4 protein-coding genes are annotated in these 8,419 nt (G+C 69.7%); all 4 read right to left on the minus strand.

The window, feature by feature from the left end; all coding sequences use genetic code 11:
* Window positions 1-46 precede the first annotated feature (46 nt).
* The 4 genes from K2F54_RS16085 to K2F54_RS16100 all read right to left on the minus strand — a co-directional run bounded on the left by K2F54_RS16085 (window position 47) and on the right by K2F54_RS16100 (window position 8,235).
* Window positions 47-3,058 (minus strand): DEAD/DEAH box helicase, encoded by a 3,012-nt coding sequence (locus tag K2F54_RS16085; RefSeq protein ID WP_220606866.1) that lies wholly within the window; start codon window positions 3,056-3,058, stop codon window positions 47-49.
* Window positions 3,059-3,127: 69 nt separating this feature from the next.
* Window positions 3,128-3,583 (minus strand): GyrI-like domain-containing protein, encoded by a 456-nt coding sequence (locus K2F54_RS16090; protein ID WP_220606867.1) that lies wholly within the window; start codon window positions 3,581-3,583, stop codon window positions 3,128-3,130.
* Between the two features lie 41 nt (window positions 3,584-3,624).
* Window positions 3,625-5,976: a putative bifunctional diguanylate cyclase/phosphodiesterase gene (locus tag K2F54_RS16095; RefSeq protein ID WP_220606868.1), complete on the minus strand. Its 2,352-nt coding sequence runs from the start codon at window positions 5,974-5,976 to the stop codon at window positions 3,625-3,627.
* A gap of 81 nt (window positions 5,977-6,057) precedes the next feature.
* The gene (locus K2F54_RS16100; protein WP_220606869.1) at window positions 6,058-8,235 is read right to left on the minus strand and encodes a S9 family peptidase; all 2,178 of its coding nucleotides are present in this window, start codon (window positions 8,233-8,235) and stop codon (window positions 6,058-6,060) included.
* Between the last annotated feature and the right edge of the window lie 184 nt (window positions 8,236-8,419).

Below are 8,419 nucleotides of genomic sequence, written 5' to 3' on the forward strand. Positions count from 1 at the left end.
ACCCACCCCACCCGCCGGTTTAGTTGACGCAACAATCATTCGCGAGCTACTGGAGCAGGTTGTGGAGGTCGGCCACCGTGAGCGAGGCCGCGAACAGGGCGTCGTCGTCCAGAACGGCCTGGGTGAGCTGGGCCTTGGTCTCCTTCAGCGCCATCACCTTCTCCTCGATGGTGTCGGCCGCCACCAGCCGGTAGACCATCACGTTGCGGGTCTGGCCGATGCGGTGGGTGCGGTCGATGGCCTGGCTCTCGCTCGCCGGGTTCCACCACGGGTCGAGCAGGAAGACGTAGTCGGCCTCGGTGAGGTTGAGCCCGAACCCGCCGGCCTTGAGGCTGATCAGGAACACCGGGTCGTCCCCGGTCTTGAACGCGTCGATCACGGCCGGGCGGTCGGTGGTGGAACCGTCCAGGTAGCTGTATGGGATGCCGCGTTTCTCCAGTCGCGCCGCGGCGAGGGCCAGGTACGAGGTGAACTGGCTGAAGATCAGCGCCCGGTGCCCCTCCGCCACCACCTCGTCGAGCTTCTCCAGCAGCGCGTCGAGCTTGCTGGAGGAGACCCCGGCGTACTCGTCGTCGACCAGCGACGCATCCAGGCTCAGCATGCGCAGCAGCGTGATCGACCGGAACACGATGAACCGGTTGGCCTCGAGGTCGTCCATCAGCCCGAGCAGCTTCTGCCGCTCCCGTTGCAGGAAGGTGTCGTAGATCTCGCGGTGCTCCGGCGACAGGTCGATGCGCAGCACCTGCTCCTGCTTGGCCGGCAGGTCGCGGGCCACGACATCCTTGGTGCGGCGCAGCATCAGCGGGCGGATGCGTCGCCGCAGCTTGTCGACGAGCTCCTGCTGCGAGCGCACCTTCCGCTCCGCCGGGCGGAGGTACTCCTCGGTGAACCGGCGCGCCGACGGGAACAGCCCTGGTGCCACGATCGAGAACAGCGCCCAGAGTTCGAGCAGGTTGTTCTCCATCGGCGTGCCGGTGACGGCCAGGGTGAACGGCACGTCGATGTACAGGGCGGAGCGGTAGAGCTGCGAGGTGCGGTTCTTCACGAACTGCGCCTCGTCGAGAATCAGCCCGGCCCAGCCGAGGGCCTGGTATGCGTCGAAGTCGAGCCGGAACAGCGCGTACGAGGTGACGAGCACATCCACGTCCCTGGCCTGGTCGGCGAGGGCGCGGCCGCTGGTGGCCTGGGTGCTCGCGACCGAGCCCACCCGCAGCCCCGGCGTGAACCTGGCCGCCTCGGCCACCCAGTTCGAGACGACGGATGTCGGTGCCACGACCAGGAACGGCCGGCGGGGCTCCGCGCTCTCCGCCTCGGCGGGGTTCTGCACCGCGTGGCTGAGCAGCGCCAGTACCTGCAGGGTCTTGCCCAGCCCCATGTCGTCGGCGAGGATACCGCCGAGCCCGTGCTCCCAGAGGAAGACCAGCCACTCGAAACCGGCCACCTGGTACGGGCGCAGGGTGGCGTTCAGCCCCGCCGGGAGCGGGGTGCTGCGGGGAAGGGCGGCGGTTCCGCGTTCGAGGTCGAGCAGCCCGCCCACCGCGGCCCGCCAGGACACGGCCTGGTCGGTCTCGTCGGCGAGGTCTTCGAAGTCGCTCCACAGGCTGGCCTGGTGCCGGTTGATGCGCAGGCCCGTCTCCCACTCCTGCAGGGCCCTGGCCTCCTCGATCAGGTCGCGCAGCCGGTCGAACACCGGCTGGGTGAGCGAGAGGTAGCTGTCGTCGCTGAGCAACAGCTTCTTCTTGCCCTTGGCCAGAGCGGTGAAGATCGGGTTGAACGGCACACTGCGGCCGTCGATGTGCACGAGCACACCGAGATCGAACCAGTCCCGTTTCTCGGTCTCGAGGGTGGTCACGGTCAGATGCGGCGTGCCGGTGAGCTCGCGGTAGTCCGGCCGGTCACCGCGCACCCGCACGCTCACCCCGTCGATGTCGTCGAGCCTGGGCAGTGACTTGTCGGCGTACTCGGCGGCGGGCAGACCCGTCAACGTCACCGGGCCGGAGCCGGGCTCTGGCACCGCCAGATCGGGAATCGCGGTGGTCACCCGGTCGAGCAGATCGCCCTCTGCCGCCTCGTCGCGCTCACCCTCCCACTGCCAGTCCAGCCGTACGGCCTGCTGGGGTTCGAAGCTCACCGTGTGCACGAGCACAGGGGGAGGCGCGGGCGGGAACTCGATCGACGCATCCGTGCTCGTCACCGGCACCCCGCGCCGCAGTGCCGGGTAGTACGCGGTGAGGAACTCATCGACCTCGCCGGCGGGCACGATCAGGCCCGTCGAGCCCGGGCTGACGGCACCGAGCAGTCGGCGCTGATCGGCGCTGAGCGGCTCGGCCGTGGGCGCGAGCACGATGGCGGGCTCGGCGCCGAGCCTGAACGCGTAGACACCGTGGGTGCTGAGAGCGCCGGCATCCACCACCGGATGCGTCTCGCCGTCGATGTCGAGCCGCGGGGCGAGGGTGAGCGCGGTGGCGGTCAGCGCGGCGTCGAGGGCCACGGTCGCCGTGCGTCCCACCGTGATCAGGGCATCCCGGTGGCTGCCGGCGAAGGCGATGCCGAGCCGGCCGGCTTCGGCGAGCAGGTGCCAGAGCAGCGGGCTCTCGAACTCGTCCAGATAGAGCCACTCGGTGTCCTGCCCGTTGTACACCGGCCGGTCCACCCGGTGCAGCGGCACGAACTGGCAGAACCAGCGGTGCTGTTCCACGTTGAGGTTGAGCCGGTTGAGCTGGTATCCCACATTGCTCCAGGTGATGGTGGACTTCACCCACTTGCCGGAGTCGCTCTGCATGACCGGCCGCACGCCGAGCCGCACCGCGCTCGTGCGTGACCTGGTGGCCGAGGCGCGTACGGCCGTGGCGCCACGCCAGCGCTCGTTACTGCGCGGGGTCTGCTCCCGCAGCTCGAACAGCAGGCCCATGCTGGTGCGCGATGACCCCGGTGCGGCGGATGCATCCGCCGAGACGCCGGGGGAGTCCGCGTCGGTTCCGGGCACGGCTCCGGTTCCGGTCAGTGCGGCGACGGCGGTTTTCCAGTCGGCCGAACCCGAACGGGCGGAAGGAGGCATGGCTCCATGCTCTCACGCGCTCCAGACACCCCGGGAGCGGCGTCGCCGTGCGAGGCACCGGGTGAGGCGTCAGGCGAGGGGGAACACGATCCGGGTCTGCCAGGTGGCCGGGTCGGGGTTCGCGTCCGGATCGGTGAGGTATTCCTCCCACATGTCCCGTTGTGGGGTGAGGTTCTCGGCCTGCAGCCAGGCGGCGATCTGGTCGTAGGTGCGGGTCATGCCGTCGTAGGGTCCCACGTAGACGGTGGCGACGGCGGGCCCCACGGGAAGCGGAGTGAGCACCAGGCCGTCGCCGGCGACCGCCGCCGCGTCGACCGGGAAGCCGGCCGTGATGTCGATGGTGTCGGTGGGCATGCCGTGGTACAGCGCGATGGGCGGACCGGTGGGAACCAGCCCCTGCCCGGCGATCGCCGCGGACGAGACCTCGAAGGCCCGCCCGAAGTACTCGGTCAGATCGGCCATTCTCACGGTCTCGTGCACACCCAGCAGGGTGCGCGGCTCGAGGTCGATGCGATCCATCTGCATGGTGTGCTCCTTCGTTCCGGACGCCGGCGTGAACGTCGAGGTCACTCTATTCCGGTGTCCGCCGCCGGCCCAGTTCCTGTGCCCAGCGCGGGACGGGAGGCGAGCCAGGCCTCGAGCCCTGCGGCTGGTTCGGGGCGGGAGAGGAAGTAGCCCTGCGCGATGTCGCAGTCGAAAATCGCCAGCTGGTCGAGCACCTCTCTGGTCTCCACGCCCTCGGCCACGATGCGCAGGCCCATGCTGTGGCCCAGGTGGATCGACGAGGCGACGAGGGCGGATGCCCGCTCGTCGTCGAGCATCGGGATGACGAAGGACTGGTCGAGCTTGAGCTCGTCGATGGGCAGGTCGCGCAGATAGGCCAACGAGCTGTACCCGGTGCCGAAGTCGTCCACGGCGATCATCACGCCGGCGGCGCGCAGCTGCTGCAGGATGCCGCGGGCCCGGTCCTGGTCCACGAGCAGGAACTCCTCGGTCACCTCGAGCATCAGCGCGGAGCCGGGCAGGTCGCGGTCCGCGAGCATGGCCACGACGATCCCTGGCAGCCGGAAGTCCGCCAGCGAACGGGACGACAGGTTGACCGCCACGGTGAGGGGCAGGCCGCGAGCATGCCAGAGCGCGGCCTGGTCGAGCGCGAGGGTGAGCACGGTGCTGGTCAGCGTGCGCATCAGACCGCCCTGCTCTGCCACCTCGAGGAACTCGCCGGGGTAGAGCATGCCCCTGGTCGGGTGGTTCCACCGCACCAGCGCCTCGACGCCGTGCACGGTGTTCGTGCGCAGGCTCACCTTGGGCTGGTAGTGCAGCAGCAGCTGGCCCTCGTCCAGGGCGACCCGCAGGTCCTGCAGGGTGCGCAGCCGGGTGGCGTCGTTCTCATCGTCGACGGCCGAGTAGGTGTGCTGCCCAGCGCGGGTGGACTTCGCGACATACATGGCAATGTCCGCCGCGCGCAGCAGGTCGCCCAGATCGCTGCCGTGGTCGGGGGAGAGGGCGATGCCGCAGCTCAGCTGCAGTTCCAGGCTGAGGCCGTCCACGAGCAGTGGCCTGGCCGTCACGGCCCGCAGTCGACGGGCCATCGCGAGGGCCCGCTGGGCGTCTGCATGGCGCAGGTGCACCGCGAATTCGTCGCCGCCGAGGCGCACCAGCAGGTCGCCGGAGCGTAGGACGCCGGTGAGGCGTTCGCTGATCAGGCCCAGCAGGCGGTCACCGGTTTCGTGACCCAGGCTGTCGTTGACCTCCTTGAACCTGTCGAGGTCGAGCACGAGCAGCGCGCTCGCCGGCGCGTCGGACTCCCGCAGGCGAGCCTCCACCTCCAGCGCCAGGGCACGACGGTTGGGCAGGCCGGTGAGCTCGTCAGTGTGCGACAGGGCGTGCAGCATCCGTTGCCGGAACGCCAGGGGAATCGTGGCCAGGGCGAGCGTGCCGCCGGCCAGGCAGACCGCGAGCATCGCCACGTGCAGCTGGCTGGCCAGGATGAGCACGCCGAGCGCTCCGGCGGTGGCGGCCAGGGGAACGGCGACGGCGATGGTGGCGGTGGGTGAATCGTCGGCAACCAGGACGCGAGGAGGCAGCCGCCGCTGATGGACGGAGAGCAGGAGCCACAGCGTGATCAGGACGAACGCGGCGGCCCACGCGACGTTGAGCGCCGTCGGCACGAACGAGCCCGACGCCGGTTCCAGCGACTCGACCACATCGGCCGCGGCGAACACGACCAACCCGGTCACGAGCAGCACGCCGTGCCGGCCCAGCACCACTACCGGCACTGACGCGATTCCCGCGAGCACGGCGACCAGCAGCAGGTTCGCCACCGGGAACGCGATACTCATCAGCCCGGCCGCGGAGAGGGGCTGGTGGAAGCCGGCTTCGACGGGCGCGGTGAGCGCCACGGCCAACATCGACGCGGCCCCCAGCCCGCCCACGGCACTGCTCAGCAGCACCGGCCAGCCCTGCCCGCGCAGGGACCGGTGCGCGAGAACCTCCAGCGCGGCGATCACGAGGGCGTAGAAGAGCAGGTAGCAGAGGTCGGCCAGGGTGGGCAGCCAGGTGCTCCCTGAGTCGGTGGGCAGCAGCCGGGCGGCGGTGTCGCCGAGGGCGACCGCGGTCAGCGCGAGGGCCGTGAGAATGATCTCCGGCCGCCCAGAGCGCACCCGGGCCCAGGCCAGCCAGACCAGGAGCACGGCGGCCCAGTCGCCGAGCAGCACCACCCACACGTCGACGAGCGAGTTGGTGCCGAGAAGCACCAGAATCAGCACGTAGACGACCAGGGCCGTCGGCATCGCCCACAGCAGAACACGGTTGGCCAGGAGCTGACCAGGTGAGAGCGGCGGATGGGCCTCCGACTGCGCCACTGTGTGCGCCGCCGTTCGCGGCTCAGGAACCGCGGTCGGCGCGGTCGACGCCATGCCCTGCATGGGTCCCCCGCCCCTCGTTACACACGTCCAACCGCGCCAGCTTAGTTGGTTCCGGCTCCGATTCGGTGTGGATCAGTCGGCGCCGATCGCGTCCAGTGCCGCCGTGGCCAGATCACCCTCGCCAGACGGATGCGCCCCGGCCGCGTCGATCAACCAGGCGTAGTCGAACGCGCGCTCGCGCCAGCCGGCGTAGCGGCCGGAGACGCCGCCGTGGCCGGCCGACATCTCGGTCTTGAGCAGCGCATCCGCCCCCACCTCGCGCAGTCTCGCCACCCACTTGGCCGGCTCGACGTAGAGCACCCTGGTGTCGTTCAGGCTGGTGACCGCGAGGATCCTCGGGTAGTGGGTCTGGTGCACGTTCTCCAGCGGCGAGTACGACTTCATGTAGGAGTAGACCTCGGCGTCGTGCAGAGGGTCGCCCCACTCGTCCCACTCGATCACGGTCAGCGGCAGGCTCGGGTCGAGGATCGAGGTGAGCGGGTCGACGAACGGCACCCCGGCGAGGATGCCGCTGAACAGCGACGGGGCCAGGTTCGCGACCGCGCCCATCAGCAGGCCACCGGCGCTGCGGCCCTCGGCGACGAGCCGGTCGGCCGAGGTGTAGCCGCAGTCGATGAGGTGTTCGGCGCAGGCGATGAAGTCCGTGAACGAGTTGCGCTTGCGGTGGGTCTTGCCCTGCTCGTACCAGAGCCGGCCCAGCTCGCCGCCGCCGCGCACGTGCGCCACGGCGAAGATCATGCCGCGGTCGAGCAGGCTGAGCCTGGCGATGCTGAACGACGGGTCGATGCTGATCTCGTAGGAGCCGTAGCCGTAGAGCAGCGTGGGCGCCGGGGTGCCGGGCTCGACGAGGTCTTTGCGGTAGACGATGGAGATGGGCACTCGGGTGCCGTCGGCGGCCACGGCCCATTCGCGGCGCTGTTCGAACAGGGTCGGATCGTAGTGGCCGAGCACGGGCTGCTGCTTGAGCAGGCGCAGCTCGCCGGTGGCGACGACGTAGTCGTAGATCGTCGACGGGGTCACGAAGCTGGTGTAACCCAGACGGATGGTGGGCTGGGTCCACTCCGGGTTGCTGCCGGTGCCGACCGAGAAGAGCGCCTCGTCGAAGCTGAGCTCGGTGAGTCCGCCGCCGCGCCTGGTGGCGTAGGCGACCCGGGTGAGGCCGTCCCTGCGGTACTCCACCACCACGAAGTCGCGGAAGGCGTCGACGCTCTCGAGCCGGATGGCCTCGTTGTGCGGGAGCACGACCCGGCCCTCGCTCTGCGGGTCCTCCGCCGGCACACTGACCAGCTCGAAGTTCACGGCGTTGTGGTTGTGCACGATCAGCAGGCGGTCCTCGCCGTCGATGACCGCGTGCTCCACGTCGTACTCCACGTTGTCTCGCCGCGGCCAGACCACGCTGAACTCGCCGGTGGGGTCGGTCGCGTCGAGCAGGAACGTCTCGGTGGTGACACTGGAGCCGGCCTCGATCATGAGGTAACGGTTGCTGCGGGAGAGGCCCACCCCCACCCAGAAGCGTTCGTCGGGTTCGGTGAACACCGTCACGTCGGTGTCGGCCGGGGTGCCCACCTCGTGCCGCCAGACGGTGTCTGGGCGCCAGGCGTCGTCGACGGTCGTGTAGAAGATGTACCGGCCGCTCGGGTCGAACAGGGCGCCGGCGCTGGTGTTGGGGATCTCGTCGGCGAGGTTCTCGCCGGTGGCGATGGTGCGCACGCGCACCGTGTAGCGCTCGTCGCCCTCGAGGTCGACGGCGTAGAGCAGCAGGGTGCCGTCGTCACTGACGTCGAAGCTGCCCAGCGAGTAGAAGTCGTGGCCGGCGGCCTCGGCGTTGTCGTCGAGCAGCACCTGCTCGCCGGGCAGACCGGCAGTGGCGGCCGCTGTGCCGGAGGGCGCTGAGCCCGTGGCCGGTTCGATCACCGGGGGAGTCCAGTCATCCGGCCCGCTGATCGGAGCGCGGCAGTGGATGCCGTACTCCATGCCCTCGACCGACCTGGTGTACTCCCACCACTGCCCGCGACGCACCGGAACGCTGAGGTCGGTCTCCTGGGTGCGGTCCTTGATCTCCTCGAAGATCTGCTCCTGCAGCAGTTCCAGGTGAGCGGTGCGGGCATCCGTGTGGGCGTTCTCGGCCTCGAGGTGCGCGATGACGGCCGGGGCCTCCTTCTCGCGCAGCCACTCGTAGTTGTCGATGAACACGTCGTTGTGGTGGATGCGCCGGGTGGGCTGCTGGGCGGCGACGGGAGGAAGGTTCATACCTTCAGCGTAGCCACCCGGCCCGACGGTGTCCCGGCCCGCGGCCCGCCTAACTGTTGCCGAAGCGGACAAATGGTGCCGGTGCGCCGGCACCATTTGTCCGCACGCCCTCTGCGTCAATCTGGTTGTGAGTCAGTTCACGATCAGCAGGAGGCAGGAACATGTCGATTACGCCAGGGTTCAC

This window comes from Cryobacterium inferilacus (genome assembly GCF_019599185.1).
In the GTDB taxonomy this organism is placed as follows: Bacteria; Actinomycetota; Actinomycetes; order Actinomycetales; family Microbacteriaceae; genus Cryobacterium; species Cryobacterium inferilacus.

Bases quoted from the DNA above. Each gene is read 5' to 3' on its own strand.
- K2F54_RS16085 (WP_220606866.1), bottom strand. From the start codon at position 3,058: ATGCCTCCTTCCGCCCGTTCGGGTTCGGCCGACTGGAAAACCGCCGTC.
- K2F54_RS16090 (WP_220606867.1), bottom strand. From the start codon at position 3,583: ATGCAGATGGATCGCATCGACCTCGAGCCGCGCACCCTGCTGGGTGTG.
- K2F54_RS16095 (WP_220606868.1), bottom strand. From the start codon at position 5,976: ATGGCGTCGACCGCGCCGACCGCGGTTCCTGAGCCGCGAACGGCGGCG.
- K2F54_RS16100 (WP_220606869.1), bottom strand. From the start codon at position 8,235: ATGAACCTTCCTCCCGTCGCCGCCCAGCAGCCCACCCGGCGCATCCAC.